26 protein-coding genes and 1 tRNA gene are annotated in these 26,365 nt (G+C 66.2%); 18 read left to right on the top strand and 9 right to left on the bottom strand.

What is annotated here, in order from left to right; genetic code table 11:
* Positions 1-24: 24 nt before the first annotated feature.
* From ACTIEY_RS14360 to ACTIEY_RS14370, 3 genes are all read left to right on the top strand, one after another.
* Positions 25-684, top strand: a complete 660-nt coding sequence (locus tag ACTIEY_RS14360) for a response regulator (protein ID WP_439519815.1) — start codon at positions 25-27, stop codon at positions 682-684.
* Positions 681-2,015: an ATP-binding protein gene (locus tag ACTIEY_RS14365; RefSeq protein ID WP_439519816.1), complete on the top strand. Its 1,335-nt coding sequence runs from the start codon at positions 681-683 to the stop codon at positions 2,013-2,015. Before ACTIEY_RS14360 ends, ACTIEY_RS14365 begins: the two co-directional genes overlap by 4 nt.
* Before the next feature lie 66 nt (positions 2,016-2,081).
* Positions 2,082-3,560, top strand: a complete 1,479-nt coding sequence (locus ACTIEY_RS14370) for a Do family serine endopeptidase (RefSeq protein ID WP_439519817.1) — start codon at positions 2,082-2,084, stop codon at positions 3,558-3,560.
* Between the two features lie 5 nt (positions 3,561-3,565).
* On the opposite strand, the gene ACTIEY_RS14375 is transcribed toward ACTIEY_RS14370, so the two are convergent.
* On the bottom strand, positions 3,566-4,468 hold the full coding sequence (locus ACTIEY_RS14375; RefSeq protein ID WP_439519818.1) for a LysR family transcriptional regulator: 903 nt from the start codon (positions 4,466-4,468) through the stop codon (positions 3,566-3,568).
* Positions 4,469-4,571: 103 nt separating this feature from the next.
* Here ACTIEY_RS14375 and styA point away from each other — a divergent pair, with 103 nt between their 5' ends.
* From styA to ACTIEY_RS14395, 4 genes are read left to right on the top strand one after another with little or no spacing between them, the layout of a single operon-like run.
* Positions 4,572-5,816 (top strand): styrene monooxygenase subunit StyA, encoded by a 1,245-nt coding sequence (gene styA, locus ACTIEY_RS14380; RefSeq protein WP_439519819.1) that lies wholly within the window; start codon positions 4,572-4,574, stop codon positions 5,814-5,816.
* Positions 5,817-5,835: 19 nt separating this feature from the next.
* Entirely contained in the window at positions 5,836-6,141 is a 306-nt protein-coding gene (locus ACTIEY_RS14385; RefSeq protein WP_439519820.1) for an EthD family reductase, read from the top strand.
* Positions 6,138-6,659 (top strand): styrene monooxygenase NADH-dependent flavin reductase subunit StyB, encoded by a 522-nt coding sequence (styB, locus tag ACTIEY_RS14390; RefSeq protein ID WP_439519821.1) that lies wholly within the window; start codon positions 6,138-6,140, stop codon positions 6,657-6,659. The genes ACTIEY_RS14385 and styB overlap by 4 nt, the downstream gene beginning before the upstream one ends.
* Positions 6,656-8,104, top strand: coding sequence for an aldehyde dehydrogenase family protein (locus ACTIEY_RS14395; protein WP_439519822.1), 1,449 nt, complete (start codon positions 6,656-6,658; stop codon positions 8,102-8,104). Before styB ends, ACTIEY_RS14395 begins: the two co-directional genes overlap by 4 nt.
* A gap of 6 nt (positions 8,105-8,110) precedes the next feature.
* Here the strand turns inward: ACTIEY_RS14395 and ACTIEY_RS14400 are convergent, their stop codons facing one another.
* Both ACTIEY_RS14400 and ACTIEY_RS14405 read right to left on the bottom strand, forming a co-directional pair.
* A complete protein-coding gene (locus ACTIEY_RS14400; RefSeq protein WP_439519823.1) occupies positions 8,111-9,082 on the bottom strand; it encodes a Bug family tripartite tricarboxylate transporter substrate binding protein in 972 nt (323 codons plus the stop codon).
* 30 nt (positions 9,083-9,112) lie between these two features.
* Entirely contained in the window at positions 9,113-10,147 is a 1,035-nt protein-coding gene (locus tag ACTIEY_RS14405; RefSeq protein ID WP_439519824.1) for a CDP-6-deoxy-delta-3,4-glucoseen reductase, read from the bottom strand.
* Between the two features lie 81 nt (positions 10,148-10,228).
* On the opposite strand from ACTIEY_RS14405, the gene ACTIEY_RS14410 reads away from it, so the two are divergent.
* On the top strand, positions 10,229-11,167 hold the full coding sequence (locus ACTIEY_RS14410) for an SDR family oxidoreductase (protein WP_439519825.1): 939 nt from the start codon (positions 10,229-10,231) through the stop codon (positions 11,165-11,167).
* On the opposite strand, the gene ACTIEY_RS14415 is transcribed toward ACTIEY_RS14410, so the two are convergent.
* Both ACTIEY_RS14415 and ACTIEY_RS14420 read right to left on the bottom strand, forming a co-directional pair.
* Positions 11,139-12,119: a calcium/sodium antiporter gene (locus ACTIEY_RS14415; RefSeq protein ID WP_439519826.1), complete on the bottom strand. Its 981-nt coding sequence runs from the start codon at positions 12,117-12,119 to the stop codon at positions 11,139-11,141. The genes ACTIEY_RS14410 and ACTIEY_RS14415 overlap by 29 nt on opposite strands.
* Before the next feature lie 70 nt (positions 12,120-12,189).
* Positions 12,190-12,274: transfer RNA gene (locus tag ACTIEY_RS14420), tRNA-Leu, on the bottom strand.
* A gap of 40 nt (positions 12,275-12,314) precedes the next feature.
* On the opposite strand from ACTIEY_RS14420, the gene cysM reads away from it, so the two are divergent.
* From cysM to ACTIEY_RS14440, 4 genes are all read left to right on the top strand, one after another.
* Positions 12,315-13,217 carry a cysteine synthase CysM gene (cysM, locus tag ACTIEY_RS14425; RefSeq protein ID WP_439519827.1) on the top strand — a complete coding sequence of 301 codons (903 nt, stop codon included), beginning with the start codon at positions 12,315-12,317 and terminating at the stop codon, positions 13,215-13,217.
* 13 nt (positions 13,218-13,230) lie between these two features.
* A complete protein-coding gene (locus ACTIEY_RS14430; protein ID WP_439519828.1) occupies positions 13,231-13,785 on the top strand; it encodes an NUDIX domain-containing protein in 555 nt (184 codons plus the stop codon).
* 87 nt (positions 13,786-13,872) lie between these two features.
* Complete coding sequence (locus ACTIEY_RS14435; RefSeq protein WP_439519829.1) at positions 13,873-14,100, top strand: sulfurtransferase TusA family protein; 228 nt, start codon at positions 13,873-13,875, stop codon at positions 14,098-14,100.
* 44 nt (positions 14,101-14,144) lie between these two features.
* Positions 14,145-15,188, top strand: a complete 1,044-nt coding sequence (locus ACTIEY_RS14440) for an NAD(P)-dependent oxidoreductase (protein ID WP_439519830.1) — start codon at positions 14,145-14,147, stop codon at positions 15,186-15,188.
* A 12-nt stretch (positions 15,189-15,200) separates the two neighbouring features.
* Here ACTIEY_RS14440 and ACTIEY_RS14445 read toward each other — a convergent pair whose 3' ends face one another.
* The 4 genes from ACTIEY_RS14445 to ACTIEY_RS14460 form a co-directional block, all read right to left on the bottom strand.
* Positions 15,201-18,170, bottom strand: coding sequence for a valine--tRNA ligase (locus tag ACTIEY_RS14445; RefSeq protein ID WP_439519831.1), 2,970 nt, complete (start codon positions 18,168-18,170; stop codon positions 15,201-15,203).
* A 67-nt stretch (positions 18,171-18,237) separates the two neighbouring features.
* On the bottom strand, positions 18,238-18,420 hold the full coding sequence (locus ACTIEY_RS14450; RefSeq protein WP_439519832.1) for a DUF2783 domain-containing protein: 183 nt from the start codon (positions 18,418-18,420) through the stop codon (positions 18,238-18,240).
* Positions 18,417-20,147, bottom strand: coding sequence for an FAD-dependent oxidoreductase (locus ACTIEY_RS14455; RefSeq protein ID WP_439519833.1), 1,731 nt, complete (start codon positions 20,145-20,147; stop codon positions 18,417-18,419). The genes ACTIEY_RS14450 and ACTIEY_RS14455 overlap by 4 nt, the downstream gene beginning before the upstream one ends.
* A 190-nt stretch (positions 20,148-20,337) precedes the next feature.
* Positions 20,338-20,952 carry a VOC family protein gene (locus tag ACTIEY_RS14460; RefSeq protein WP_439519834.1) on the bottom strand — a complete coding sequence of 205 codons (615 nt, stop codon included), beginning with the start codon at positions 20,950-20,952 and terminating at the stop codon, positions 20,338-20,340.
* A gap of 288 nt (positions 20,953-21,240) precedes the next feature.
* On the opposite strand from ACTIEY_RS14460, the gene ACTIEY_RS14465 reads away from it, so the two are divergent.
* From ACTIEY_RS14465 to queF, 6 genes are all read left to right on the top strand, one after another.
* Positions 21,241-21,663 (top strand): rubrerythrin family protein, encoded by a 423-nt coding sequence (locus tag ACTIEY_RS14465; RefSeq protein ID WP_086125420.1) that lies wholly within the window; start codon positions 21,241-21,243, stop codon positions 21,661-21,663.
* A gap of 155 nt (positions 21,664-21,818) precedes the next feature.
* Positions 21,819-23,168 (top strand): (Fe-S)-binding protein, encoded by a 1,350-nt coding sequence (locus ACTIEY_RS14470; protein ID WP_439519835.1) that lies wholly within the window; start codon positions 21,819-21,821, stop codon positions 23,166-23,168.
* A gap of 11 nt (positions 23,169-23,179) precedes the next feature.
* Positions 23,180-23,770, top strand: coding sequence for a DUF3501 family protein (locus ACTIEY_RS14475; RefSeq protein ID WP_439519836.1), 591 nt, complete (start codon positions 23,180-23,182; stop codon positions 23,768-23,770).
* Positions 23,771-23,830: 60 nt separating this feature from the next.
* Complete coding sequence (yaaA, locus tag ACTIEY_RS14480) at positions 23,831-24,607, top strand: peroxide stress protein YaaA (protein ID WP_439519837.1); 777 nt, start codon at positions 23,831-23,833, stop codon at positions 24,605-24,607.
* Positions 24,608-24,618: 11 nt separating this feature from the next.
* Complete coding sequence (locus tag ACTIEY_RS14485) at positions 24,619-25,509, top strand: 2OG-Fe(II) oxygenase (protein WP_439519838.1); 891 nt, start codon at positions 24,619-24,621, stop codon at positions 25,507-25,509.
* Positions 25,506-26,351, top strand: a complete 846-nt coding sequence (gene queF, locus ACTIEY_RS14490) for an NADPH-dependent 7-cyano-7-deazaguanine reductase QueF (protein ID WP_439519839.1) — start codon at positions 25,506-25,508, stop codon at positions 26,349-26,351. The genes ACTIEY_RS14485 and queF overlap by 4 nt, the downstream gene beginning before the upstream one ends.
* Positions 26,352-26,365 lie beyond the last annotated feature (14 nt).

The raw sequence follows: 26,365 nt of genomic DNA on the forward strand, positions 1-26,365 counted from the left end.
AGTCAAGCCCGGCAACATCGTCTTATGAGGCTGCTGCTGGTCGAAGACGACACCATGATCGGCGAGGCCGTGCTCGACCTGCTGCGCGCGGAGCACTACGCGGTGGACTGGGTGCGCGATGGCGAGATGGCCACCACCGCTGCGAATTCGCTCGATTACGACCTCATCCTGCTGGACCTCGGGCTGCCGCGCCGCGACGGGCTGGAGGTGCTGCGCGATCTGCGCGCGCGAAAGAACCGCGTGCCGGTGCTGATCGCCACCGCGCGCGACTCCGTGCAGCAGCGCGTGCAAGGGCTGGACGCGGGGGCGGACGACTACATCCTCAAGCCCTACGACCTGGACGAACTGCTCGCGCGCATCCGGGCCCTGGTGCGACGCGCGGCAGGGCGCGCCGAGCCGGTGTACGAGCACATGGGCGTGAGCATCAACACCGCCACGCGCGAGGTGAGCGCGCACGGCCAGCCGGTGGTGCTCTCGGCGCGCGAATGGGCCGTGCTCGAGCCGCTGATCGCGCGGCCCGGCCTGGTGCTCTCGCGCGAACAGCTGGAGGAAAAGCTGTACGGCTGGAAAGACGATGTGAGCAGCAACGCGGTGGAGGTGTACATCCACGGCGTGCGCAAGAAGCTCGGTGCCGGGCTCATCGTCAACGTGCGGGGTGTCGGCTACATGGTGCCCAAGGCATGAGGTTGTCCCTGAACTCGCTGCGCACACGCCTGCTGGGCCTGCTGCTGCTGGCCATCGTGGGAGCGGCCTGCCTGCAGGCGGCCATCGTGTACCGGCAGGCGCGGGCCGAGGCCGACGGCATCTTCGATTACCACATGGAGCAGATGGCCCAGGCGCTGCGCGCGGGCGTGCCGCTGCCGGGTCTGGGTCTGCCGCCGCAGGAAACACCACCCCAGGAGGCGTTTGACTTCTTCGTGCAGGTCTGGACGCACGACGGACTGCGCGTGTTCCAGTCCGGCACCGGCGCGGACCTGCCGCAGCGCGCCGTGCTGGGCTTCGCCAACATCGAGGTCGACGGCAGGCCTTATCGCGTGTACTCCATGCGGTCACGCTCCCAGTTGATCCAGGTGGCGCAGGACATGCGACCGCGGCAGGCCATGGCGCGCACGCTCGCCTGGCGCACCGTGTGGCCCATTGCCTGGATGGCGCCGCTGCTGATGCTGGTGGCCTGGTGGGTCGTCAGCGCCTCGCTGGCGCCGGTGGCGCGGGTGCGACGGCAGCTGGCCCAGCGCGATGCCGACGAGCTCACCGAGGTGGGCGAAGAGGGTCTCCCCGACGAGGTGCGCCCGCTCGTGCACGAACTCAACCTCCTGCTCGGACGCGTGCGCCAGGCCTTCGACGCGCAGAAGCATTTTGTGGCGGAAGCCGCGCACGAACTGCGCTCGCCGCTGGCGGCGTTGCGCTTGCAGGCGCAAGGTCTGCAGCGCGCACGCGACGACGCCACCCGCGATCTCGCGGTGGAGCGTCTGCTGGCGGGCATCGACCGCGCCACGCGCCTGGTGGAGCAGTTGCTGGTGCTCGCGCGCCAGCAGGCCCACCGGCTGGAGGAAGCGCCGGCCCAACCCGTGCCGATCGCGGCGCTGGCGGGGCAGGTGGTGGCGGATGCCGCGACGCAGGCCGCGGCCAGGCACATCGACCTGGGCCTGCGCTCGTCCGAGGCCGCGCTGGTGGTGGGGCATGCCGAGCCGCTGCGCATCCTGCTGGCCAACCTGGTGGACAACGCGCTGAAGTACACGCCCGAGGGCGGCACCGTGGACGTGAGTTTGTCGCGCGAGGGTGAGCACCTGATGCTCGCAGTGGAGGACAGTGGCCCCGGCATCGATGAACGCGACCGGGAGCGGGTGCTGGACCACTTCTACCGAGTCCCTGGCCATGCCGCCACCGGCAGCGGACTGGGCCTGGCGATCGCGAATGCCATCGCTCAGACGCATGGCGGCCCCCTGTTCCTGGACCGCTCTCCGCGTCTGGGCGGCCTGCGCATCGGCCTTCGCCTGCGCCTGGCGCCGGCCTAAGAATCGTCTAACACTGCGGGTTCACAGTGGCGGCATGTTCAATCTGCCTCTGCTGAAGGAGTTTTCATGAAAACCATGTCCCTCACCGCTTCGCGTCTGGTGCTTTCGCTGGCGGCGGCCGGCATCGTCGGCGGGGCCAGCGTTGGCCTCGTGTCGGGCTACCGGGCCAACGCCGCCGTGCCCGCCGTCACCGCGCAGGCGTCCGCCACCGCCCCGGCGGCCCTGCCGGACTTCGCCCAGATCGCGCAGCGGCACGGCGCGGCGGTGGTCAACATCAGCGTGATCGGCAAGACCGCGCCTGACGACGAGCAACAGGCCGCCGCACGCCGCGCGCCCGGCATCGACCCCGACGATCCGTTCTTTGAGTTCTTCAAGCGCTTCCAGATGCCCGATGCACCGGGTGGCGGGCGTCCGATGCCCGCACGCGGCCAGGGTTCTGGCTTCATCGTGAGCGCAGACGGCCTGGTGCTGACCAATGCGCACGTCGTGAAAGATGCCGAGCGGGTCACCGTCAAACTGACCGACCGGCGCGAGTTCGTGGCCAAGGTGCTGGGCAGCGACCCGAGGACGGACGTCGCGGTGCTGCGCATCGACGCGAAAGACCTGCCGGTGGTGCCCCTGGGCAGTGCGCGCGACCTGCAGGTGGGTGAATGGGTGCTGGCCATTGGCTCGCCCTTCGGCTTCGAGAACAGTGTGACGGCCGGTGTGGTCAGTGCCAAGGGACGATCCTTGCCCGACGACAGCTTTGTGCCCTTCATCCAGACCGACGTGGCCGTGAACCCGGGCAACTCGGGCGGGCCGCTGTTCAACGCGCGCGGCCAGGTGGTGGGCATCAACTCGCAGATCTACAGCCGCACCGGTGGCTACCAGGGCGTGTCGTTCGCCATCCCCATGGAGACGGTGCTGCAGGTCAAGGACCAGATCGTTGCCCACGGCAAGGCAAGCCACGCACGCCTGGGTGTGTCGGTGCAGGAGATCAACCAGACGCTGGCCGAATCGTTCCGGCTGGACAAGCCCCAGGGCGCTCTCGTCTCAGGCGTGGAGCGCGGCGGGCCTGCGGACAAGGCCGGGCTGTTGGTGGGCGACGTGATCCGGCAGGTGAACGGCCAGGCCATCGTGGGCTCCGGCGATCTGCCAGCGCTGATCGGCCAGGCATCGCCCGGTGCCGACGTGCGCCTGGACGTGTGGCGACAGGGCAAGGGCGTGGTCGTGAACGCGAAGCTCGGGGACGCTGCCGACAAGGCGGTGAAGACCGCGCGCGCTGAAACCCCGGCGGACCAGGGCCGCCTGGGTCTGGCCTTGAGGCCGCTGGCGCCCCAGGAGCGGCGGGAAGCGGGTGTGGACGCAGGCCTGCTGGTGGAAGACGCTCGAGGCCCCGCTGCGCTGGCCGGCGTTCAGCAAGGCGACGTCCTGCTGGCCATCAATGGCGAACGGGTGCAGAGCGTGGATCAGGTCAAGGCGATGCTGGGCAAGTCCGCCCAGTCACTCGCCTTGCTGATTCAGCGCGACGGCGACCAGATCTTCGTGCCGGTTCGCCTGGGCTGAAACCTTCAGACTGTGCGGCCAGGCGCGGGCGCGGCGATCTCCAGCAGGAAATCGATGAATGCGCGAGCGCGCGACGACAGCACACGGGTTTGCGGGTACACGATGTGGATCGGCAGGGAGGTCGGCCAGTCGTCCGGCAACAGGCTTTTCACGCGCCCGTGCCGGAGGTCATCGCCCACGACCCAGCTCGGTACCCGCGCGATACCCAGGTGGGCGCGCGCGGCGTCGTACATGGCGTCTGCGCTGTTCATGCCCAGTGTGCTGGGTACCTCGATGGTCTGGCGCCCATGTTCGGAATCGAACACCCACCGGTTGGCCTTGGCAAAGCCGGTGTAGACGATGCAGTTGTGGTGCAGCAGATCGGTTGGATGACGCGGCTCGCCATGGGCTGCGAGGTACTCCGGTGTCGCCACGATCAGGTGTTCGATCGCGCCCATGGATCTGGCCACCAGCGTGCTCGATGCCAGATCGCCGATGCGCACCGCCACTTCCACCCCGTCCTCCACCAGATTGACGGCCTGATCGCTCAACCGAACGTCCAGACGCACTTTCGGATGCTGCTTCATGAAGACCGCCAGTCTTGGAAGGACCATCGCGCGACCGTAGGAATCCGGCAGTGAAATGCGCAGCAGTCCGGAGGGCTCAGCGCGTTGGCCGCCCACCGCGGCTTGTACGGCGTCGGCCGCGTCGAGCAATTGCAGCACGCCTTCATACAGACGGGCGGCGTCCTGCGTGGGATTGAGCTTGCGCGTGGTGCGCGCAAACAGCTGCACCTTCAGCTCGGATTCCAGGGCTGCGATGTGCTTGCTGACCGTCGACTGCGTCAGCCCCATCTCTCGCGCGACGGCGGAGAAACTTCGCAACTCGTAGGCGCGCGCAAAGGCGGTGTAGGCGCTGAGACCCTGCATTCTTTTCAGTCGGAAAATGAATGGATGTTATCGAATTCATGGCCTTCTGCAAGGACATGGCTGTTTGCACAATGGCTCGCATACCAACAGAAGGAGACGGAACATGAGCAAACATATCGCCATCGTCGGCGGCGGCGTCGGTGGCTTGCACCTCGGGCTCTACTTGCGTGCCCGCGGCATTGCGGTCACGGTGTACACCGACCGGCAACCGCATGAATTCGCCGGTGCCAGGCTGCTGAACACAGTGGCCCACCACAGCATCACGGTGGCACGCGAAACCGAACTGGGTGTCAATCACTGGCCCACAGACCAGTACGGCTACTACTGCCACTACCACCATTTCGGTGGTGAGCAGCCGTTGTTCTTCCGGGGCGACTTCAAGTCGGCGAGCCGCGCGGTGGACTACCGCCTCTACCTGCCGCGCCTGATGGAAGACCTCGCCAGCCGGGGAGGGCGTTTCGTCTACGGTGCGTTGAATGCCGATGACGTCACCCACCTGGTCGACGGTGCCGATCTGGTGGTCGTGTGCGCCGGCAAGGGACCGCTCGGACAGATGTTCCAGCACGATCCTGCCCATTCCCCTTTCGATGGCCCGCAGCGCATGCTGTGCGTGGGTCTGTACAAAGGGGTGAAGGAGGAAGCCACCCGAAGCGTCACCCTCTCGGTGTCGCCGGGGCAGGGCGAACTGATCGACATCCCCACGGTTACCTTCAGCGGCATGGCCCACGCCCTTCTCATGGAAAACGTGCCGGGCGGCGATATGGAGACCCTGGCCCACCTGCGCTACGAAGAGGACCCTCGCTTCTTCCTCGACACTTTGCTGGACAAGCTGGAGAAGCACCACCCCACCGTGTACCGCCGCATTGATCGGGAAGTCTTCGACCTGGCCCAGGGTGGGCTGGACCTGCTGCAAGGTGGCGTCACGCCCACGGTGCGCCAGGGGCACATGACGCTGCCCGGCGGCAAGATCGCTATCGCGCTCGGCGATGTGCAGGCGGTGGTCGATCCCCTGTGTGGCCAGGGTGCGAACATGGCCTCGCATGCCGCTTTCGTTCTGGGCGAGCAGATCGTGCGCCAGTCGGTGTACGACGAGCGTTTCTGCGAGATCGTCGAGGCGCAGCGCCGCGATCGCATCCTGGGTGCGACGCGCTGGACCAACCTGTTCCTTCAGCCCCCGTCGCCCGAACTCATGCAGCTGATCGGCACCATGAGCCAGGACCGTGCGCTCTGCGACGAGTTCACCGACAACTTCAACCGGCCCGAGGAACAGTGGAACCGGCTGGCCAGTCCGCAACGCATCCTCCACTGGCTGGCCGAGCCTCGCGCCCGCGTCGCCCTGGCGGCCTGACCGGACAAAAGGAACCGACATGCACCGATTGCTGGTGACCTACCCCTCGCCCCCCGACGCAAACGCCTTCCTCGACTACTACGTGAACACGCACGTGCCGCTGGCCCGCCGCTGGCCGGGTCTTCGTGGCTGCCGGTGGTTTCTGCCGCAGGCACTGGGCCAAGGGACCCCGCCGAATTTTCTGCACTTCGAGGCCGACTTCGACAGCGAGGCCGATCTGATGGCCGCGCTGCAATCGCCGATGGGCGCGCAGGTGGCCGCCGATGTGCCGAACTACTCGCCCGCTGGTGCGACGCTGGTGCACTACGACGTGGCCTCGTCATGAACCCGGCGCCCGTCATCGACGGGGCGGTGGATTCGCTGCGGTTCCGGAGCAGCGTCTCGCGGTTTGCCACCGGCATCGCCATCGTCAGTTGCCTGGATGAGCAGGGACAGCCCCAGGGCATGACTGTCAGCAGCTTCACATCGATCAGCCTGGAGCCGCCCACCGTGCTGGTGTCCTTGCGGCCCGGCCGAACCCATGCCCGGATTTGCCAGCAGGGCCGCTACGGAGTGAGCATCCTAGGTGCGGAACAGGAGGCTTGGTCGCAGCATTTCAGCGGCCACCCCCAAACAGAGACCGCCCCGGCCTGGGAGACTGCGGCGCGCGTGCCGGTGCTGCGCGATGCCCTGGCCTGGTTCGAATGCCAGGTCGACGAACTGCTTCAGGTTCACGACCACACGCTCTTCGTGGCGCGCGTGACGGCTTGTGGACACGCCAGCGGCGCACCGCTGATGTTCTTTGCCAGCAGCTACCACCGCGCCATGGACCGTTCAACCATCACACAGGATCGTCGAGCATGAAACTGGAAACCATCACCCGGACTTTTCTCAACACCGTCAATGGCCGGCACGTTCCAGCCGATGCCACGTTCGAGTCCTTCAACCCCGCAACGGGTGAAGTCATCGGCCATGTGGCCAGGTCCTCGGTCGCGCAGGTCCACGATGCGGTGGCTGCCGCTCGGGCCGCTCAACCTGCGTGGGCTGCCCGACCGGACGCCGAGCGCAAGGCCTTGATGCTGAAGGTGGCGCAGACCATCGAGAAGCATGCCGAAGAGCTTGCCTTGTGGGTCACCCGAGAACAGGGCAAACCCCTGGGCGGCCTGGGCCCAGGGCAGGTGCCAGGGTCGCGCTTCGAGGTCATGGGCTGCAAGGTCTGGACGGAAGTACCCGCCAGCCTCGACCTCGCGCCCGAAGTCGTGTTCGAGGACAGTGCGCGGCGCGACACCGTGTACCGCAAGCCCTTCGGTGTGGTAGCCGCCATCGCCCCCTGGAACTGGCCATTGCTCATTGCGATCTGGCAGATGATCCCGGCCGTTCGCGCGGGCAACACCGTGGTGATCAAGCCTTCCGAACACACGAGCATCGGAACACTGGAACTTGTCCGGTTGATCTCGGCAGAGCTGCCCGTTGGTGTCATCAACTCGGTCAGTGGTGGTGGCGATGTGGGTGCCGCGCTGGTCGAACATCCCGACGTCGACAAGATCATGTTCACCGGATCCTCCGCCACGGGCGCGAAGATCGCGGCCACGGCAGCCCGCCTGCTCAAACCCACCACGCTGGAACTGGGGGGGAACGACGCGGCCATCGTGATGCCCGATGCCGACCCCAAAGCGATCGCGATGGACCTGTTCTGGGGCGCCTTCATCAACATGGGGCAAACCTGCGCCTGCGCCAAGCGCGTGTACGTGCACGAATCCTTGCACGATGAACTGGTCAGCGAGTTGCAGGCCATTGCCGAAGCGGTTCCCATGGGCGAGGGCACGCAGGAAGGCATGGCCATGGGGCCTGTCCAGAACCGCATGCAGTTCGACAAGGTGGTCTCCCTGGTCGAATCCGCGCGGCAGGCCGGCGCCAGGATCGTGTGCGGTGGGCATCCCAGCCCGGGTGCTGGCCACTTCTTTCCACTGACCCTGGTCACCGGCCTCGGGGATGGGTCGCCACTGGTCGACGAAGAGCAGTTCGGGCCGGTGTTGCCTATCGTCCGCTACAGCAGGGTGGAGGACGCCATCGCCAGCGCGAACCGTTTGCGGGCGGGGCTGGGCGCATCGGTGTGGTCGAGTGACCTTGAGGCTGCGCGGGAGGTGGCGAGCCGCATGGACGCTGGCACGGTCTGGATCAACCAGCATGGAACCATCCATCCGATGGTGCCGTTCGGCGGCATCAAGGGATCGGGATGGGGCGTGGAGTTCGGGCTGGACGGCTTGAAGGCCGTGACCCAGGCCCAGGTGATCAGCGAGCGGAAGTAGGGGGCCTCAGTCGACCTTCGCACCACTGAGCTTGACCATGCGCTCGTACTTCACGCGCTCGCGCTTCATGAAGTCGTCGAACTGCTCGGGGGTGTTGGGCGCCGGTTCGGCCAGCAGCAGTGCGAAGCGGGATTTCACATCGGGCGAGTTCAGCGCGGCGTTGAAAGCGGCGTTGAGCTTGCGCACGGTCTCGACCGGTGTGCCGGCCGGGGCGATCAGGCCCCACCAGGTGTCGATCTCGAAGCCGGGCAGGGTGGCGGCCACGGTGGGCACGTCGGGCATCACGGCGGTGCGCTGCTGCGTCGTCACGGCCAGCGCCTTGAGCTTGCCCGAGCGGATGTTGGCCGCGGCAGTGGCCAGGTTGTCGAAGTTGAAGTCGACCTGGCCCGAGAGCAGGCCCAGCTGTGCCGGGTTGCCGCCGTTGTAGGGGATGTGCACGGCGAAGATGCCGGTCTGGTTCTTGAACAGTTCTCCGGCCAGGTGTCCCGCGCTGCCGTTGCCGCCCGAACCGTAGTTGAGCTTGCCGGGGTTGGCCTTGCCGTACGCAATCAGGTCGGCCACGGTGTTGATCTTCAGGCGCGCTGCGGTCTCGGTGTTCATCACCAGCACGTTGGGCACGCTCAGCATCTGCGTGATGGCGGCGAAATCCTTGGCCGGGTCGTAGGGCAGCTTGCTGAACAGCCACGGGTTGATGCCGTGCGAAGCCGTGGTGGCAATGCCCAGCGTGAGGCCGTCGGCCGGCGCCTTGGCCACCGCACTCACGCCGATGTTGCCGCCCGCGCCGGGCCGGTTTTCCACGATCACCGTGCCCAGGGATCCCTTGACCGCCTCGGCCAGGATGCGCGCGGTCACGTCGATGGGGCCACCGGCGGCGAAGGGCACAACGATGCGCGTGGGAGCGGCCTGGGCCCATGAAAGACCGGGTGCAGCCAGGGTGGCGGCGGCCAGGGCGGTGATGGCTTGTCGGCGGTTGGGCATGGGGTCGTCTCCTGGTGGTTCGAAAGGGAATCAGGTGGCCTTGTCGAGGGCGCTGGTGAAGGAATCGGCGAAGAAGCACTCGTCGGGCAGCCCGGCCTTTGCCACGTAGTCGCGATGGGCGGACTCCACCACGATCGGTGCGCCACACGCGTAGACCTCGTGGCCCGAGAGGTCGGGAAAGTCCTGCAGCACGGCCTGGTGCACAAAGCCCGTGCGACCGGTCCAAGCGTCCTCGGGCAGGGCGTCGGACACCACCGGCACGTAGCGCAGTTGGGGCATCTCGGCCAGTCGGGCCTGGATCCAGGCGTCCTGGTACAGGTCGGCCGGACGGCGGCCGCCCCAGTACAGCGTGGCAGGACGCTCGATGCCTTTGTGCAGCATGTGTTCGATGACCGCCTTGATCGGGGCGAAGCCAGTTCCGGATGCCAGGAACACGATGGGCTTGTCGCTGTCTTCGCGAAGAAAGAAGCTGCCGTAGGGGCCTTCGATGCGAAGGATGTCCTTCTCCTTCATGGCGCTGAACACGTGGTCGGTGAACTTGCCGCCGGGCATGTGCCGCAGGTGAAGTTCCAGCCCCGGTTGCGTGGCCTGCAGGTGCGGTGCGTTGGCCATCGAATAGCTGCGGCGGTCGCCGTCGCGCAACAGGAATTCCACGTACTGACCGGCGTGGTACTGGAACACGTCACTGGCCGGCAGTTGGAGGCGCAGCACGATCACATCGTGAGACGCGCGTTCAAGCGAGTTCACGCGGACCGGCATCTTCTTGATCGGGAACGCACCGGCCTCGGTGACCTGGCGCGATTCGAGCACCACGTCGCTGTGGGCCACGCCACAGCAGGTGAGCACATAGCCCGCCGCCTCTTCGTCGGCACTCAGCGCCTTGCTCTGGTGCGGGCCGTGCACCACGCTGCCCGAGACCAGCCTGCATTTGCACGAGCCACACGCCCCGTCCTTGCAGCCGTAGGGCAACCCGATGCCCTGGCGGATGCCGGCGGCCAGCATGGCCTCATCGGGTTCGGCGGAGAACTGGCGCCCGCTGGGCTGCACGGTGATCTGGAATGTCATACTGGCGCTTCGGTCTTTGGAACGGCCCGCGCGCATGGTGCGCTCGTGGCAATCGGGCATTGTCTCAAATTCGGATTTCGCATGAGCCTCCTGGGCGCATTGCCCGCGCGCTTCCGGCGTGAACGGGTTCTCATCATCGGTTGCGGCGATGTCGGCACGCGTGCCGCGCGCCTGCTCGATCCCGCGCGACGTGTTCGCGTGATGGCGCTCACGTCCAGCTCCGAACGGGTGCCGGCCCTGCGCCAGATCGGCATCACCCCTCTGCAGGGCAACCTGGACGATGCCCGCACCCTGCGCCGGCTGGCGGGCGTCGCCACCCGCGTCCTGCACCTCGCGCCTCCCCCTTCTGGCGAGACGCCCGACTGGCGCATCGACCCGCGCACGCGCGCAATCGTGCGTGCGCTGGTGCAGCGGTCCTTGCCTGCGGCGCTGGTGTACGGCTCCACCAGCGGCGTGTACGGCGACGCGCAGGGCGCCTGGGTGAGCGAGGCCACACCTGCGCGCCCCCTTACACCGCGTGCCTGGCGCCGCGTGGACGCAGAAAGTGCCGTGCACTGGCTTGGGCGCGCCACGGGCGTGCGCACCACGGTGCTGCGCATTCCCGGCATCTACGCGCCAGACCGGCCAGGCGGCACGCCGCGTGACCGCCTGCAGCGAGGCACGCCGGTGCTGCGTGCCGAGGACGATGTCTACACCAACCACATCCATGCCGAGGATCTGGCGCGCGCCTGCGTGCTGGCGCTCTGGCGCGGCCGCATGCAGCGAAATGTGAACGTGGTGGACGACACCGAACTCAAGATGGGCGACTACTTCGACTTCGCGGCGGATCTGTATGGGCTGCCCCGGCCGCGTCGCGTGGCGCGTGACGCGGCGGCCGACGAGTTGCCGTTGTCGTTGCTGAGCTTCATGGGCGAGTCGCGCCGGCTGCGCAACCAGCGCATGAAGCAGGAGCTGCGCTTGCGCCTGCGCTACCCCAGCGTGGCAGAGGGCCTCAGCCCATTGCCGAAGCCGACGACATGAACAGCCAGGCCGTGTAGCCCAGGTACACGGCCACCAGCACACTGGCCTCGACGCGGTTGATGCGCCCCTTGCGCCCCCGAAAGCCCCAGCCCATGGCAAAGAGCACCGCCGTGAGGCCGAGCATCACGGGCCAGTCGCGCGTGAGCACCGCGGGGTCGACCTGCATGGGTGCGATCGCGCCCGCGAGGCCCACCACTGCCAGCGAGTTGAACAGGTTGGAGCCCAGCACGTTGCCCACGGCGATGTCGTGCTCCCCCTTGCGCGCTGCGGCCACGCAGGAAGCGAGTTCCGGCAGTGAGGTGCCCACCGCCACCACCGTGAGACCGATGATCAGGTCGCTGACCCCGAGCGACTGCGCGATCTGCACGGCGCCCCACACCAGCAACTGCGAGCTGCCCACCAGCACCACCAGTCCGATGACCACCCAGAGCAGCGAACGGTTCAGCGGCATGGCGCGGCTCTGCAGTTCGGCGGCGGTTTCCGTGCCCAGCGCATCGTCGCCACCGCGCAGTCCCTCCACGATCGACCACGCCACCAGCGCCACGAACACGCCCAGCAGGACCCACGCATCGTTGCGCGACAGCGTGCCGTCCCAGACCAGGTAGCCCGCCATCAAGGTGACCGCCGTGAGAACCGGCAGCTCCTTTCGAAGGATGGCCGACCGCACGGTGATCGGCGCGACCAGCGCCGTGATGCCGAGGATCAGGGCGATGTTGACGATGTTGGAGCCCCATGCGTTGCCCAGGGCGAGTGCGGGATTGCCCTGCGAGGCGGCAAGGGTGGAGACCACCATCTCCGGGGCGGATGTGCCGAAGCCGACGATGACCATGCCCACCAGCAGGGGCGGCATGCCGAAATGCCCGGCGGTGGCCGATGCGCCTTCGACGAATCGATCGGCGCTCCAGACCAGCAATGCCAGACCAGCGATGAGGGCCAGGATGGGCAGGAGCATGTCTTGAAAGCAAAAAGGCCGTGCGTTGGAACTTGCACGGCCTGTGGTCTGGTGCCCGGGGTCGGAATCGTGGTGCCCGGGGTCGGAATCGAACCGACACTCCTTTCGGAACCGGATTTTGAGTCCGGCGCGTCTACCAATTTCACCACCCGGGCAGCTCGGAACGGCGACCGGAAATTATGGCACAGTGACGCCATGAACTACCCGACGATCGAAGACGCCATCGGCAACACGCCCCTGGTCGCCCTGCAGCGCATCGGCGCTGCGTCCAACGCCGAACGCGGCAACGTGATTCTGGGCAAGCTCGAAGGCAACAACCCGGCCGGGTCGGTGAAGGACCGGCCGGCGGTGTCCATGATCAGGCGCGCCGAGGAACGCGGCGACATCAAGCCGGGCGACACGCTGATCGAGGCCACTTCGGGCAACACCGGCATTGCCCTGGCGATGGCCGCCGCCATCAAGGGTTACCGCATGGTGCTCATCATGCCGGAGGACCTGTCCATTGAACGCGCGCAGACCATGAAGGCCTTTGGCGCCGAACTCATCCTCACACCGAAAAGCGGGGGCATGGAATCGGCGCGCGATCTGGCCGAACGCATGCAGACCGAAGGCAAGGGCCGCGTGCTCGACCAGTTCGCCAACGAAGACAACCCGCGCGTGCACTACGAGACCACCGGTCCCGAGATCTGGGCGCAGACCGGCGGGCGCATCACGCACTTCGTGAGCGCCATGGGCACCACCGGCACCATCACTGGCGTCTCGCGTTTCCTGAAGGAAAAGAATCCGGCGGTGCGCATCATCGGCGCGCAACCCAGCGAGGGCTCGCGCATTCCGGGCATCCGCAAGTGGCCGGTGGAATACCTGCCGAAGATCTACGACGCGAGCCGCGTGGACGAACTGGTGTATGTGGAGCAGTCCGATGCCGAGGAGATGTGCCGTCAGCTGGCCCGCGAAGAGGGCATCTTCGGGGGCATTTCGGCGGCTGGCGCCTGCTGGGTGGCGCAGCAGATCGCGCGCCAGGTGGAAAACGCCACCATCGTCTTCATCGTCTGCGACCGGGGCGACCGCTACCTGTCCACCGGCGTGTTCCCGGCCTGACGCGCTTTCGATCATGAGCAGCGAATACCGCTTTTGCCCGAACTGCGCCACGCCGCTGGAGCTGCTCGGACTGCAGGAAGACAGTGGCCTGGTCGAGCGCCTGCGTTGCCCGGCCTGCGGCTTCACCCACTGGAACAACCCGACGCCGGTGCTTGCGGCCATCGTCGAACTCGACGGCCGCATCATGCTGGCCCGCAACGCAGCCTGGCCTCGCCCGGACATGTTCGGTCTCATCACCGGTTTCATGGAGGCGGGCGAAACCCCCGAAGAGGGGATTCGGCGGGAGATCGCCGAAGAGACCACGCTCGTGGTGGACGAACTCTCGCTCGTGGCGGTCCACGATTTCCAGCGCATGAACCAGGTGATCATCACCTACCACGCCCGGGTTCACGGCGAGGTGAAGCTCTCGCCCGAGCTGGTGGAGTACCGGCTTTTGCCGCCTGAGCAGGTGCTCTGCTGGCGCGCCGGTACCGGCCTGGCGCTGGCCCAATGGCTGCGGGCGCGCGGCATCGAACCGGGTTTTCGGGACGATCCGCCACGCCCGGGCACCGCAAGTCCGGCCGCTTGAACCGGCCAGCGGGTATCCGGGGTCGGCCCGGCCTGCGCCGGCCGTGCGCCACGCTTAGAATGTCGTGAACCCCAGGAATACTCCCCCATGAATGCTGATCGAGAACTCGACGCGCGCGGTCTGAACTGCCCGTTGCCCATCCTGAAGGCCAAGAAGGCGCTGGCCGACATGCACAGCGGCCAGACGCTGAAGGTGATTTCCACCGACGCGGGCTCCGTGCGCGATTTCCAGGCTTTTGCCAAGCAGACGGGCAACGTCTTGCTGGAGCAGTCTTCGCTCGGTGGCGATCACATCAGCGTGCTCAAGCGCCGCTGATCAGCTTTTTCATCCCTCCAACGACCTCCAACCCGCTGCGCACCATGGAAGTCCTGCTCCTAGATCCGCTTGTGCCCGAGGCGCTGGCCTGGCTGCAGGAACGCCATGAGGTGAGCTTTCGCCCCGAACTCGCCGACGATCCGCCGGAGTTGCGCAAGAGCACCTACAAGTCGCGCGCCATCGTGCTGCCGCCGCATGTGGTGGTCTCGCACGAGTTCCTGGACTTCGCGCCCAAGCTGGAGATCGTGGCGCGCATGCAGATCTCCAGCGACAACACCGACCTGGACGCTTGCGCACGGCGCAATGTGCGCGTGCTGCAGGCGCGCAGCGCCACGGTGCGATCCAACGCCGAGTATTTGCTCTACGGCCTGCTCATGCTGTACCGCCGCGGCATGATCAGCGCGCTGCTGGGCCGCAAGATCTCGCAGGTGCGCATGGGCCGCGAGCTCTCGGGCAGCACGGTGGGCCTGCTGGGTCTGGCGCCCGTGGCCCACACGCTCGCGCCCATGCTGCGCAGCCTGGGCGTGCGCCTGCTGGGCTACGACCCGGCGGTGCACCACGCCGCCGACATCTGGGACAAGCTCAAGGTTGAGCCCGTTTCGCTGCAGGAACTGCTGAACCACTCGGACGCCATTTCGCTGCAGATGGTCTACGCCTCGCGCTTCAAGGGCTGGATCAACGAACGCCTTCTCAACCATTGCAAGCCCGGCCAGTTGTGGGTGGGTGTGAGCCGCAGTTCGCTGTTCGACGCCGAGGCCCTGGCCCTGGCCTTGTGCGACGGGCGCATCGATGCCTGCCTGCTCGATGGTGCCAACCCGCAGTTCGCGGCCGAAGGCACGCCGCTGCACGGCATTCCAAACCTGCACCTCACACCGCGACTGGGTTCGCACACCCGCGAGGCCAAGCTGCGCGCAAGCTGGTATGTGGCGCACCGCATCCACGAAACGCTCACACCGGGTGCGGCCGCGCAGGCCGAGAACCGCGTGAGCGATTTCTCGGTGCTGGACAGCCTGGACTACCAGGAACCGGGCGACCCGCAGACGGTCACGCCGTCACAGTGGAGCTCCATAGCCCTGCACAGGAACTGAGGCTTCGCTCTCTCAGAGACGCTGAAGCTGTTCCCGCACCTTGACCAACGTGGCCGAAAAGTCGGCCACGCGTTTCTTCTCCTGATCGATCACCGCCGGCGGCGCCTTGGCCACAAAGGCTTCGTTGCCGAGCTTGGCGTTGGCCTTGGTGATCTCGCCCTCCAGCCTCAGCGCTTCCTTTCCCAGGCGCGCCTTCTCGGCCGCCACGTCGATCTCCATGAAGAGGCACAGGCGCGCCTCGCCCACCACGGCCACGGGCGCGGCCTGCGCCGCTGTGGCCCAGGCGGCCTCGTCGTCGAACACGCGCACCTCGCTCAGCTTGGCCAGCGCCTGCAGCACCGGCCCGGCGGCGCGCATGAAGTCCGCGTCGCCCAGCACATAGAGCGGCAGGCGTGTGGCGGGTGACACGTTCATCTCGCCGCGCAAGGTGCGGCACGCATCGACCAGCGATTTCAGTTTGACCACGTGCGCAATGGCGGCCTCGTCGATCTTGTTCGGCTGGCTCTCTGGGTAGCGCGCCACGCTGACCGTGGGACCCGCAAGACCCGCGACCGGCGCCACCTTCTGCCACAACTCTTCGGTGATGAAGGGAATCACCGGATGCGCGAGCCGCAGGATGGCTTCGAGCGTGCGGATCAGCGTGCGGCGGGTGGCGCGCTGCTGCGATGCGTCGCCGGTCTGGATCTGAACCTTGGCGATCTCCAGGTACCAGTCGCAGAACTCGTTCCAAACGAAGTCGTAGATCGCGTTGGCAACGTTGTCCAGCCGGTACTCGGCGAAGCCCTTGGCCACCTCGGCTTCGACCTTCTGCAACACCGAGCTGATCCAGCGGTCGGCCTGGCTGAAGTGCATGTAGTTGTGGAAAGGGCCGCCCGGCTCGCACTCGGCCTTGGTGTGTTCCTTCAGGCCACAGTCCTGGCCCTCGCAGTTCATCAACGTGAATCGGGTGGCGTTCCAGAGCTTGTTGCAGAAATTGCGGTAGCCCTCGCAGCGTTTCGAATCGAAGTTGATGCTGCGGCCCAGTGAGGCCAGCGCGGCGAAGGTGAAGCGCAGCGCGTCGGCGCCGTAGGCCGGAATGCCGTCGGGAAACTCCTTCTCCGTGTCCTTGCGCACCTTGGGCGCGGTCTCGGGCTTGCGCAGGCCGGTGGTGCGCTTTTCCAGCAGGGGGGCGAGCGAGATGCCGTCGATCAGGTCCACCGGGTCGAGCACGTTGCCTTCGCTCTTGCTCATCTTGCGGCCCTGCGCGTCGCGCACCAGGCCGTGGATGTAGACGTGCTTGAATGGCACGCGGCCGGTGAAGTGCGTGGTCATCATGATCATCCGGGCCACCCAGAAGAAGATGATGTCGTAGCCGGTCACGAGCACGCTGCTGGGGAGATAAAGATCGTAGTCCGACAACCTCCGTTCGCCCTGAGCTTGTCGAAGGGCATCCAGGCCCTGCTCGCGCTGGGCTTCGACCGGCTCAGCCCGAACGGCATGGGCGGACTCGGGCCAGCCCATGGTGCTGAACGGCACCAGGGCCGACGAGTACCAGGTGTCCAGCACATCGGGGTCACGCGTGAGCGCCTGGCCCGGCGCCTTCGCCTGGGCTTCGGCTTCGTTGCGCGCCACGATCACATGGCCTGCTTCGTCGTACCAGGCGGGAATCTGGTGACCCCACCAGAGCTGGCGGCTGATGCACCAGTCCTGGATGTTGTTCATCCACTGGTTGTACGTGTTGACCCAGTTCTCTGGCACGAAGGTCACTTCGCCCGACCGCACCGCTGCGATCGCTTTCTCGGCGATCGACGTGCCGCTGGTGTTCTTCTCGTTGCCCCTGGACTGCATCGCCACGAACCACTGGTCGGTGAGCATGGGCTCCACCACCTGGCCGGTGCGCGCGCAGCGGGGCACCATGAGCTTGTGCTTCTTCGTTTCCACCAGCAGGCCGGCGGCCTCGAGGTCGGCGACGATGGCCTTGCGCGCCACGAAACGGTCCATGCCCTGGTATTTCGCGGGCGCGTTCTCATTGATGGCGGCGTCCAGGGTAAGCACGCCGATGATGGGCAGGCCGTGGCGTTGACCGACTGCGTAGTCGTTGGTGTCGTGCGCGGGTGTGACCTTCACCACGCCGGTGCCGAACTCGCGGTCCACATACGCGTCGGCAATCACCGGGATGTCCCGGTCGCACAGCGGCAACTTCACGGTCTTGCCGATCAGCGCGGTGTAGCGTTCGTCCTGCGGGTGCACCATCACCGCCACGTCGCCCAGCATGGTCTCTGGGCGGGTGGTGGCCACGGTGAGCGACCCGCTGCCGTCGGTCAACGGGTAGGCGATGTGCCAGAGGAAGCCGTCCTCCTCCTCGCTCTCCACCTCGAGGTCGGACACGGCGGTCTTGAGCACCGGGTCCCAGTTCACCAGCCGCTTGCCCCGGTAGATGAGGCCCTGCTCGTACAGGCGCACGAAGGTCTCGGTGACGATGGTCGAGAGCTTCTCGTCCATGGTGAAGTATTCGCGGCTCCAGTCCACGGTGTCGCCCATGCGGCGCATCTGCGTGGTGATGGTGTTGCCGCTCTGCTCCTTCCACTCCCACACCTTGGCGACGAAGTTCTTGCGGGCCTCGGCCGGCGTGGGTCCCATGTCGTGGCGGCTGATGCCTTGCGCCTGCAACTGGCGTTCCACCACGATCTGCGTGGCGATGCCGGCGTGGTCGGTGCCGGGCACCCAGACCGTGTTTGCGCCCGCCATGCGGTGGTAGCGCGTCAGGCTGTCCATGATGGTCTGGTTGAACGCGTGACCCATGTGCAGCGTGCCGGTCACGTTCGGCGGCGGCAACTGGATCGAGAAAGCGGGGACGCCCGCCTTGGGGCTGCCCGTGCCGCGGAAACCCGCCACGCCGACGCCACGCTGTTCCCATTCCGGACCCCAGCGGGCTTCGATCGGGGCAGGTTCGAACGATTTGGCCAGGGATTGCAGGCCAGGCTGGTTCAAGGTGTCGGTCATGGGGCGCGCCAGAATGGAAACGGCATCCCGCAGGATGCCGTCAGGGAGAACAGGGGAGCCGTCGATTCTATCGTTGCCCTGCCGCGGCGATGCATTCGCGCAGCACCTGCGCGTCGCCAATCTGGTTGGCCAGCAGCAGGATCAGGCGGGCGTTGAACAGCTCGGCTTCGTCGCGGCTCAGGCCCGCTTGCGCGTCGAGCAACTGCTCGTAGAACGTGTCGGGGTCCTGGAACTGAGGTGTGGTCTTCATGGGGTGTCTCCACGCAGGCCCAGCGCGCGTTCGATCGCCTCGACGAGCGGGGTGTTGATGGTGTCGCCGGTGGCGGCAAGGTAGCCGTCGGGCCGCAGCAATGCCCACGCCTTGCCGACCGCATGGCATGCGCCCTGAAGATGACCTTTGGGGTCGCGCACGCATTCCTTTGCTTGCGGCACGGCTTGTTTGCCCAGCACCTGGACGCAGCGCACCGGCGCGTCTGTGCACAGCCGGCGCAGGCGCTGCACGCCAGGAGGGGACAGTTCGCTGAACACCAGCAGCAGCAGGTCGCCGGTGGCCCAGTCGAGAAGGTCGTTGACCTTGCCCTGTGTGCCATCGGCCCATTCAAAGTGCACGTTCTGCACGGAGTGGCCAGCCGAGCTGTCGGCGGCGTAGGTGCAGGCGCTCGAGCGGCTGTAGGGGTTGGCCACGGCCATGCGCCCGGTGTTGATGAGGCTGCGTGCGAACGGGTATTGCCTGGCCAGGCCGATGGCGGCCTGACGGAACAGGCGTTCGCTGCCGTCGGCCGGGCGCAGGAAACGTGCGGTGCGGTTGGTCACGCTCACGTTCTGCTGTGCGGCTTCCAGGCGCTCCTGGTCGTAGCTCTCCAGCAGGGCAGGGGCGGCCTTGCCGCGCAGCACCGCGGCCAGCTTCCAGGCCAGGTTGTCGGCGTCGGCGACGCCCGTGTTGCCGCCGCGCGCGCCAAAGGGGCTGACCACCTTGGCTGAATCGCCCATGAGGTAAACGTGGCCGTGACGCATGCCGTGCACACATTCGCTGCGGTAGGCATACGGGCCGACCCAGACGATGTCGACTTCCACGTCGTCGCCGAACTGGCGCTGAAGACGTTCGCGAACCACGTCTTCGCGGCTCACGTATTCCGGGTCGGCGTTGGGCGCCATCTGATAGTCGATGCGCCAGACGTCGTCGGCCATGAGGTGCTGCCACACCGCGCGGTTCTCGTTGAAGGGCGCCTCGATCCAGGTGTGGCGCTCCACCGGCGGACGCTTGGTGAACCGGACGTCGGCAATGCACCAGCGGTCGTCGCCACGGCGCGAGTCAAAGGGCACGTCGAGCCATTTGCGCAAGGGGCTGTGCGAGCCGGTCGCGTCGATCACATGATCGGCCTCGATGCGGTAGCTGCCGGCGGGCGTTTCCACCGTGAGGGTGGCGCATTCGGTGTTCTGTTCGAAGGCGGTGAGGCGGTTCTGCCAGCGCAGCTCGACCGTGCCGAGTTCCTGGATGCGCTCGACCAGGAAGCCTTCGATGTAGAACTGCTGGATGTTGATGAAGGGCGGCTGGCTGGAGAGGTGGAAGTTGCCTTGCTGGCGCAGGTCGAAGCTGTAGACCTCGTCCTCACCCGCAAAGGTGCGGCCCACGCTCCACTGCACACCCTTGGCGGCGATGCGTTCGAAGATGCCCAGGCGCTCGAAGATTTCCAGCGACTTCTGCGTGTAGCAGATGCCACGCGAAGAAGCGCCTTTGACGCCCACGGTGTTGTCTTCGTCGATCAGCACGGCCTTGACGCCGAGGCGTGCGAGCGAGCAGGCGAGGGTGAGGCCGGTGATGCCACCGCCCACGATGACGATCGGATGCCTCGCGACCTGTTTGCTGTTCAGTTCAGGCGGGGCGACGAAGGGGTACTCGGGGAGTTCGTAGCCTGTGCCGGCGGTGAACTGGTAGCTGTTGGTGTGGGCGGTTTCCTTGTACGCTGTCAGGGACATGCGTTGCTCCTTGTTGCTGATTTCATTCGACTACCTCGCGTGGCTCGTTGACGTCGGGCGCTCTGCTCCGCGAATGTCCCCCGGCGGCGGGAGGCCGCCTCCTCCTTTATTTCTCTGCGCAGAGCGCCCGACGCCAACGATCCTGTGACACGCCGGCAGGCCGACCGGAGCCTCTACAACGCCAACGAACTCAGGCCTTCACCCGCTCAGCCACCTCAGGCCGATCGTTCTTCTGCGGCTTCAGCGGTGCTGCGGACTTGCCTTCAGCCCGCTCCTTGCGCCATTGCTCCTTGCGCGCGTTCCACTCGTTCAGTCGCGCGTGCGCCGTCTTGCTCTCCTCCAGCATCTCGAACTCGTCGGCCAGTTGCGCCGTGAGTTCCAGGCGGATGCCGTTCGGATCAAAGAAATAGATGCTCTTGAAGATGTGGTGGTCCGTCACGCCCAGCACCTCGATGCCATGGGCCTCCAGGCGCGTCTTCGTGTTCTCCAGTTCCTGCTCCGTGTCCACACGGAAGCTGATGTGGTTCACCCACTTCGGTGTGTTCGGGCTCGGCTGCGCCGCTTCGTCGTCGCCCAGGTCAAAGAAGGCGATGAAGGAGCCGTCCTGCAGGCGGAAGAAGAAGTGGGTGTATGGGCAGTACTCGCCCGTGCTGGGCACGTGGTCGCTCTGGATGATGTGGTACAGCGGCAGACCCAGGATGTCCTCGTAGAAGCGACGCGTCTCCTCCGCATCACGGGCGCGGTACGCGTAGTGGTGCAGCTGCTGGATGGGGGCGGGTGCGGGCAGGGTGGCGTTGGACGGCATGCTTGTCTCCTGATGGCGGTGAACCGATTCACCATTATGCAATGCATTTCCCTTATCGTAATCAAAGGACCTGTTGAGCGCTCCAGTTTGAGCGTTTCACCGTGCCCTGTCGACGTTGTTGAGAACCGCTATCCATGCATTCCCGTTCATAGCCCCGCCCAATCGGCTGGATAGCCCAGAACAATTAGACCTCTCTGCGCGGCGGGCGTACCGTGCTCTGGCTCCAGGAGAACGGACGTGTCTTTCGGGCTCCCTGGCGCTTCTTCCAACCACACCAGGAGATACCCCATGCCCGCATTGAAAGGCTCGAAGACCGAGCAATGCCTCAAGGACGCCTTTGCCGGCGAATCCCAGGCCAATCGACGCTACCTGTACTTCGCGAACAAGGCCGACGTGGAAGGCCAGAACGATGTGGCGGCGCTGTTCCGCTCCACCGCCGAAGGTGAAACCGGCCATGCGCACGGCCACCTCGAATTCCTGGAGCAGTCGGGCGATCCGGCCACCGGCCTGCCGATCGGCTCCACCCGCAACAACCTCGCGTCTGCCGTGGCCGGCGAAACGCACGAGTACACCGACATGTACCCGGGCATGGCCAAGACCGCGCGCGAAGAAGGCTTTGATGAAGTGGCGGACTGGTTCGAGACACTCGCCAAGGCCGAGCGCTCGCACGCCAACCGTTACCAGAAAGCCCTCAACGAACTGGTGGACTGAACCCACCCCCGCGCCGCGCCTTCGGCGCGTCACCCCCTCAAGGGGCAACGCCAGCGGTCCGGCCAAGCCGGTTCCACGGCGTTCTGGAGGCTGCGCTCACACAGGCGCAGCCATCCCCACGATCCTGACTCGCGCAAGACGAGGAGACGACCACCATGGCCACCGAAGGCAACCTGCAGGCACCCACGCGCCATCCGCTCGACTGGAAGAACCCCGAGTTCTACGACGAGGAAAAGTGCTTCCATGAACTGGAGCGCATCTTCGACATCTGCCACGGTTGCCGCCGTTGCGTGAGTCTTTGCGGTTCCTTCCCCACCTTGTTCGACCTCGTGGACGAGAGCTCGACGATGGAAGTCGATGGGGTCGACAAGAAGGACTACTGGAAGGTGGTGGACCAGTGCTACATGTGCGACCTGTGCTACATGACGAAGTGCCCGTACACGCCGCCGCACGAGTGGAACCTGGATTTCCCGCACACCATGCTTCGCGCCAAGGCCATCAAGTTCAGGAAAGGCCAGGTCGGACTGGCCGAGAAATTCCTCGCTTCTACGGACGTTCATGGCCAGTTCGCCGGCATCCCCGTCGTGGTGCAGGTGGCCAATGCGGTCACGCAGACGAAGGCCGCGCGCAGCCTGATGGAAAGCGTGGCCGGTGTCGACAAGGACGCGTGGCTGCCCGAACTGGCCACCAAGAAGTTCCGCTCCGGCACACCGGCGGCAAAGGCCACGCAGGTCAGGGACGGCGAAAAAACGCCGGGCAAGGTCGCCATCTTCGCCACCTGCTACATCAACTACAACGAACCCGGCATCGGCCTGGACCTGCTGAAGATCCTCGATCACAACGAGATTCCCTACGTGATCGTCGAGAAGGAACAGTGCTGCGGCATGCCCCGTCTTGAGCTCGGCGACCTGGATTCGGTCCAGAAGAGCCAGGCGGCCAACATCCCGGTGCTGGCGAAGTACGCGAAGGACGGCTACGCCATCCTTGCGGCGGTGCCCAGTTGTGCGCTCATGTTCAAGCAGGAGATACCGCTGATGTTCCCCATGGATGCCGACACCCAGCTGGTGAAAGAGCATGTGTGGGACCCTTTCGAATACTTCATGGCGCGCAAGCGCGATGGACTGCTCAAGACCGAATTTCCGCAGAAGCTGGGCAACGTGAGCTATCAGATCCCCTGCCACGGCCGCGTGCAGAACATCGGGCGCAAGACCGAAGAGATGTTGAAGATGATTCCCGAGACCACGCTCAATACCATCGAGCGCTGCTCGGGCCACGCCGGCACCTTCGGCGTGAAGAAGGCCTACCACCAGACCGCCCTGAAGATCGGCAAGCCGGTCTTCAAGGCCATGGCGAACATGAAGGATGGCAGCAAGCCCGACTACATCAGTTCCGACTGCCCGCTGGGTGGGCATCACATTGCGCAGGGCTTCGAGGTCAACGGCCTGGGCGCACCAACCTTGAAGCATCCGCTGAGCCTGGTGGCCCAGGCGTACGGCTTGAAATAGGGAGAAGCCGCATGCAACTCACCGGCCGCATCACCGCCGACACGCTCATGAGCCTGGAGGCCTACACCAAGTGGCGCAAGGTCCACAAGCCCGAGGTCATCGCACACCGCAAGCTGCGCAGTGTGCAGCTCGGTGAACACATCCACCTGCAGTTCGAGAGCGAGACCACCATCCGCTACCAGATCCAGGAGATGCTGCGCATCGAGAAGATTTTCGAGGAAGAAGGCATCGAGCAGGAGATCGAGGCCTATGCTCCGCTGGTGCCCGACGGCACCAACTGGAAGGCGACGATGATGATCGAGTACACCGACATCAACGAGCGCAAGCGCGAGCTCGCGCGCCTGATCGGCGTGGAGGACCGCATGTTCGTCGAGGTGGAAGGCCATGCGCGCGTGTACGCCATCGCCGACGAGGACCTGGATCGCGAGAACGACGAAAAGACGTCGGCGGTGCACTTCGTGCGGTTCGAATTCACACCCACCATGCGGGCCGCCATCCAGGCGGGTGCGGCGGTCAAGATCGGCTGCGACCACACGCATTACCCCGCCCACATGCAGGTGCCCATCGAAACGCTGGCGAGCCTGGCCGGTGATCTGAAGTAAATCCCGCCCGTGGTCATAATCAGGGCTTCCCTCGGGAAGCCCTTTTCACATCCCTTCGCCATGCTGTTTCTCATTTCTCCCGCCAAGGCGCTCGACTACGACACGCCGCCCCATGTGGCCACCCACACCCAGCCGCTGTTCATGAAACAGGCGACGGAACTCGTGGGTGTGATGCGAGAGAAGTCGCCGCTGCAGATCGCCGAACTCATGGACCTGTCCGATGCGCTGGCGGGACTGAACGCGGCGCGCTACCAGGCCTGGCGTCCGCGATTCACGCCGAAGAACGCCAAGCAGGCCGTGCTCGCGTTCGATGGCGATGTCTACGGCGGCCTGGATGCGAAGACCCTGCCGGAGGCCGACCTCGACTGGCTGCAGCAGCACCTGTGCATCCTGAGCGGGCTGTACGGCGTGCTGCGCCCGCTCGATCTGATGCAGGCTTACCGCCTGGAGATGGGCACGCGCCTCAAGACCGATCGCGGTACCAACCTCTACCAGTTCTGGGGCCGTCAGATCGCCGAACACCTCAACGAGCGCGTGCGCGCCGAACTGAGCCCGGTGGTGGTCAACCTCGCGAGTGAAGAGTATTTCAAGGTGGTGGACCGGCAGGCGCTGGTGCCGCGCGTGGTCACCTGCGCGTTCGAGGAGCGCAGGCCCGATGGCTACAAGGTCATCAGCTTCATGGCCAAGCGCGCCCGTGGCCTGATGGTGCGCTACGCGGTGCAGCACCGTATCACGGTGGTGGAGCAGCTCAAGCGCTTCGATGTGGAAGGCTACCGGTTCCACGCCGGTGAGTCGACCACGGAGCGGCTGGTTTTCCGCCGCGACGCCCGTTCCTGAGGAAGCAGCCCATGGCCCACCAGACCATCACCCCCGAATTGCGCCGCTGGATCGTCGAGCAGGCCACCGCCGGCTTCACGCCCGATGTGGTGCTCGCGTCCATGGTGGCCTCGGGCTGGAGCGAACCGGTGGCGGTGAAAGCGCTCGAGACCACGCTGCGCGAGCACCTGCGCACGCAAGCCGCCGCCAGGGCGGTGGCCGCCGCGCCCGTCACGGGCGCAGGCGCAGCGCCGGCGCAGGCGGGCGTGCCGGTGCCCGACCTGGACCTCAGTCAGTCGCCGCGTCAGATCGATGCGGGCGATCGCGTCGTGGACGTCATCGCCACCCTCAGCAACCCGCGCGTGGTGGTGCTGGGCAACCTGCTCAGCCATGAGGAGTGCGATGCGCTCATCGAGGCGGCCCGGCCCCAGCTTGCGCGCTCGCTCACGGTGGAAACCAAGACCGGTGGCGAGGAAATGAACCCCGACCGCACCAGCAGCGGCATGTTCTTCACGCGCGGGCAGATCCCCGAGGTGGCGCGCATCGAGGCGCGCATCGCCCGCCTCGTGAGCTGGCCGGTGGAAAACGGCGAGGGCTTCCAGGTGCTGCGCTACCACCCTGGCGCCGAGTACAAGCCGCACTACGATTACTTCGACCCAGCAGAACCGGGCACCTCCACCATCCTGCGGCGTGGCGGCCAGCGCGTGGCCACGCTGGTGATGTACCTCAACGAGCCCACGCGCGGCGGCGGCACCACATTTCCCGATGTGGGCTTCGAGGTGGCTCCGGTGCGCGGCAACGCGGTGTTCTTCACCTACGACCGCCCCCATCCCTCCACGCGCACCCTGCACGGTGGCGCGCCGGTGATCGAAGGCGAAAAATGGGTGGCCACCAAGTGGTTGCGTGAACGGGAGTTTGTTTGAACACGCCTGAACAATCCCAGCTCGGGCGCGCGTCGGCCTATGTCGACCAGTACGACGCCTCGTTGCTGTTTCCATTGCCGCGCGAAGCCAAGCGGCGCGAGATCGGCATCGCCGGCAGTGTGCCTTTCCTCGGCGCCGATCTCTGGACCGCGTTCGAGCTGAGCTGGCTCAACCCGCGCGGCAAGCCCCAGGTGGCGCTGGCCCACATCACCGTGCCCTGCGAGAGCACGCACATGGTCGAGAGCAAGTCCTTCAAGCTCTACCTCAACAGCTTCAACAACAGCCCATTCGCCAGCGCCGACGCGGTGCGTGAGCGCATCCGCGCCGATGTGAGCGCGGCCATCTGGCACGGCGGGCCCGTGCAGGCAGGGGCGGGTGTGAAGCTGCTGCTGCCGGAGCAGTTCGATGCGGAACCGGTGCACGAACTCAGTGGCCTGTCCATCGACAGGCTCGACGTCGAGTGCACGCAGTACCAGCCCGCGCCCGAACTGCTCACGGCGGCGCTGGATGAAAAGCCGGTGGATGAAACGCTGGTCAGCCACCTGCTCAAGAGCAATTGCCTGGTGACCGGCCAGCCCGACTGGGGCAGTGTGCAGATCAGCTACAGCGGTCCGCAGATCGACCAGGCCGGGCTGCTGCAGTACATCGTGAGTTTTCGCAACCACAACGAATTCCACGAGCAGTGCGTCGAACGCATCTACATGGACATCTGGCAGCGCTGCAAGCCCGCCAAGCTCACGGTGTATGCGCGCTACACGCGCCGGGGCGGCCTGGACATCAACCCCTGGCGCAGCAGCCACCCGCAGTCGCCGCCGGCCAACGTGCGCACCGCGCGGCAGTGAGCGCGCGGGCGGTG

The organism is Hydrogenophaga sp. (assembly GCF_051858985.1).
GTDB lineage: Bacteria > Pseudomonadota > Gammaproteobacteria > Burkholderiales > Burkholderiaceae_C > Hydrogenophaga.

What these genes read in the sequence shown, in the direction of transcription:
- ACTIEY_RS14360 (WP_439519815.1), top strand. Translation starts at nt 25, where the DNA reads ATGAGGCTGCTGCTGGTCGAAGACGACACCATGATCGGCGAGGCCGTG.
- ACTIEY_RS14365 (WP_439519816.1), top strand. Translation starts at nt 681, where the DNA reads ATGAGGTTGTCCCTGAACTCGCTGCGCACACGCCTGCTGGGCCTGCTG.
- ACTIEY_RS14370 (WP_439519817.1), top strand. Translation starts at nt 2,082, where the DNA reads ATGAAAACCATGTCCCTCACCGCTTCGCGTCTGGTGCTTTCGCTGGCG.
- ACTIEY_RS14375 (WP_439519818.1), bottom strand. Translation starts at nt 4,468, where the DNA reads ATGCAGGGTCTCAGCGCCTACACCGCCTTTGCGCGCGCCTACGAGTTG.
- styA (WP_439519819.1), top strand. Translation starts at nt 4,572, where the DNA reads ATGAGCAAACATATCGCCATCGTCGGCGGCGGCGTCGGTGGCTTGCAC.
- ACTIEY_RS14385 (WP_439519820.1), top strand. Translation starts at nt 5,836, where the DNA reads ATGCACCGATTGCTGGTGACCTACCCCTCGCCCCCCGACGCAAACGCC.
- styB (WP_439519821.1), top strand. Translation starts at nt 6,138, where the DNA reads ATGAACCCGGCGCCCGTCATCGACGGGGCGGTGGATTCGCTGCGGTTC.
- ACTIEY_RS14395 (WP_439519822.1), top strand. Translation starts at nt 6,656, where the DNA reads ATGAAACTGGAAACCATCACCCGGACTTTTCTCAACACCGTCAATGGC.
- ACTIEY_RS14400 (WP_439519823.1), bottom strand. Translation starts at nt 9,082, where the DNA reads ATGCCCAACCGCCGACAAGCCATCACCGCCCTGGCCGCCGCCACCCTG.
- ACTIEY_RS14405 (WP_439519824.1), bottom strand. Translation starts at nt 10,147, where the DNA reads ATGACATTCCAGATCACCGTGCAGCCCAGCGGGCGCCAGTTCTCCGCC.
- ACTIEY_RS14410 (WP_439519825.1), top strand. Translation starts at nt 10,229, where the DNA reads ATGAGCCTCCTGGGCGCATTGCCCGCGCGCTTCCGGCGTGAACGGGTT.
- ACTIEY_RS14415 (WP_439519826.1), bottom strand. Translation starts at nt 12,119, where the DNA reads ATGCTCCTGCCCATCCTGGCCCTCATCGCTGGTCTGGCATTGCTGGTC.
- cysM (WP_439519827.1), top strand. Translation starts at nt 12,315, where the DNA reads ATGAACTACCCGACGATCGAAGACGCCATCGGCAACACGCCCCTGGTC.
- ACTIEY_RS14430 (WP_439519828.1), top strand. Translation starts at nt 13,231, where the DNA reads ATGAGCAGCGAATACCGCTTTTGCCCGAACTGCGCCACGCCGCTGGAG.
- ACTIEY_RS14435 (WP_439519829.1), top strand. Translation starts at nt 13,873, where the DNA reads ATGAATGCTGATCGAGAACTCGACGCGCGCGGTCTGAACTGCCCGTTG.
- ACTIEY_RS14440 (WP_439519830.1), top strand. Translation starts at nt 14,145, where the DNA reads ATGGAAGTCCTGCTCCTAGATCCGCTTGTGCCCGAGGCGCTGGCCTGG.
- ACTIEY_RS14445 (WP_439519831.1), bottom strand. Translation starts at nt 18,170, where the DNA reads ATGACCGACACCTTGAACCAGCCTGGCCTGCAATCCCTGGCCAAATCG.
- ACTIEY_RS14450 (WP_439519832.1), bottom strand. Translation starts at nt 18,420, where the DNA reads ATGAAGACCACACCTCAGTTCCAGGACCCCGACACGTTCTACGAGCAG.
- ACTIEY_RS14455 (WP_439519833.1), bottom strand. Translation starts at nt 20,147, where the DNA reads ATGTCCCTGACAGCGTACAAGGAAACCGCCCACACCAACAGCTACCAG.
- ACTIEY_RS14460 (WP_439519834.1), bottom strand. Translation starts at nt 20,952, where the DNA reads ATGCCGTCCAACGCCACCCTGCCCGCACCCGCCCCCATCCAGCAGCTG.
- ACTIEY_RS14465 (WP_086125420.1), top strand. Translation starts at nt 21,241, where the DNA reads ATGCCCGCATTGAAAGGCTCGAAGACCGAGCAATGCCTCAAGGACGCC.
- ACTIEY_RS14470 (WP_439519835.1), top strand. Translation starts at nt 21,819, where the DNA reads ATGGCCACCGAAGGCAACCTGCAGGCACCCACGCGCCATCCGCTCGAC.
- ACTIEY_RS14475 (WP_439519836.1), top strand. Translation starts at nt 23,180, where the DNA reads ATGCAACTCACCGGCCGCATCACCGCCGACACGCTCATGAGCCTGGAG.
- yaaA (WP_439519837.1), top strand. Translation starts at nt 23,831, where the DNA reads ATGCTGTTTCTCATTTCTCCCGCCAAGGCGCTCGACTACGACACGCCG.
- ACTIEY_RS14485 (WP_439519838.1), top strand. Translation starts at nt 24,619, where the DNA reads ATGGCCCACCAGACCATCACCCCCGAATTGCGCCGCTGGATCGTCGAG.